Here is a 1,535-nt window from a genome sequence, read left to right as displayed (position 1 = left end):
ACCGCGATGAACATGTTCAGGCCGACCGAATTCATGAACCAGACGGTCGAGCTTGGGATGCGGCCGAAGGTCGGATGAACCGAGCGCAGCCAGCCGAAGACCAGGCCGGAGATCAATGCGCCGCCAGCCGTCGACAGCGTCAGCGGCACGCCGCCGACCTTGAAGACGAGCGCGCCGATCAGCGCGCCGAGCACGATGGCGCCGCAGATGAAGGCGACGTCGGCGACATCGCTCGGCCGGTCGGGATGGCCGATGACCTTGGCGACGGCGGCGATGTCCTGGGTGCGACCGACAATGGTCAGGATGTCGCCGCGATGGATCACGGTGTTGGCATGGATCGGGATGCTTACCGCCGTGGCGCCGCGCACGATCTTGCGCAGGAAGACGCCGCGGGCCGAAGGCAGCTGCGAGAGCTCGGCCAGCGTCTTGCCGTTGGCTTCCTTGCTGGTGACGTAGACGTCGACGCCTTCCGCCTTGACGTCGAGCAGCTCGGGATCCTCGACCTCCTCGGCATTTTGGCCGATCAGGTTGACGAGCACTTCGCGTGGTCCTGCGATCGCCAGGATGTCGCCTTCCTTGAGAACCGTGTCGGCTGTGGCGTCCGATATGACGCCGTCGCGGCGGATACGCTCGACGAAGACGCGGGCATCGGGAATGAGCGCCTCTGCCTCTGCCGCGCGCATGCCGGCTACCCTGGCGCCGGCGCGCAGCCTGAAGGCACGCAATTCGAAACGCCGCCAGACCGAGCCCGGCCCGCCGAGCTCCTTGTCGCCGCCGAGCCGGTCCTCATAGTCCTTGCAGGCCTTGACGAGATCGATGTTGAGCAGCTTCGGGCCGAGCAGGGCGAGAACGACCGCCGAGCCGACGGTGCCGAAGATGTAGGTCACCGCGTAGGCGACCGGCATCGCGTCGAGATACTCCTTGGTCTGCTCGGGAGAGAGGCCGAGCCGGTTGATCGCATCCGTCGCCAGGCCCATCGAGGCCGAGATGGTCTGCGAGCCCGCATAGAGGCCGGCGGCGTAGCCGGGGTGGTAGCCGGCGATCTTGGCGATGATGACCGGAATCGCCAGGCAGAACACGGTGACGACGACCGCGAAGATCGCCTGCGGCGCGCCGTCCTTGGCGATGCCGCGTACGAATTGCGGCCCGACGCCGTAGCCGACCGCGAACAGGAAGATCAGGAAGAAGGTCGATTTGACGTTGGGCGAGACCGTGATGCCGAGCTGGCCGATGACGACGGCGGCGATCAGCGTCGAGGTCACCGCGCCGAGGCTGAAGCCCTTATAGGCGAAGCCGCCGACATAATAGCCGATGGCCAGCGACAGGAAGAGTGCGATCTCAGGGTAGCTGCGCAGGGTACTGGCGAACCAGTCGAACATGAGACTCTCCTGATCTGGCGAGGCGGCCTCGCGTTAGGCAGGCAAAGGCGGGCGCTAGGTCGCCCGCGTTTTCTTTCGGGCCGTCTCCTGGCCGCCGCTCTTCTTGCCGCCGACTCGGTCGACCTTGAGCAGTTTCAGGCCTCTGGCCTTCTCGTA

The 1,535-nt window shown here is 66.1% G+C and carries 1 protein-coding gene; it reads right to left on the bottom strand.

The annotated features are described in order from the left end of the window. Nucleotides 1-1,379, bottom strand: a 1,379-nt coding sequence (locus tag RKE40_RS29540; RefSeq protein ID WP_316021719.1) for an aspartate-alanine antiporter-like transporter, incomplete at its 3' end; no start/stop codon positions are given. Nucleotides 1,380-1,535 lie beyond the last annotated feature (156 nt).

The organism is Allobosea rubneri, from assembly GCF_032464875.1.
GTDB lineage: Bacteria > Pseudomonadota > Alphaproteobacteria > Rhizobiales > Beijerinckiaceae > Allobosea > Allobosea rubneri.
Note: the sequence above shows the minus strand (reverse complement) of the source record. Positions and strands in the feature narration are given on the sequence as shown.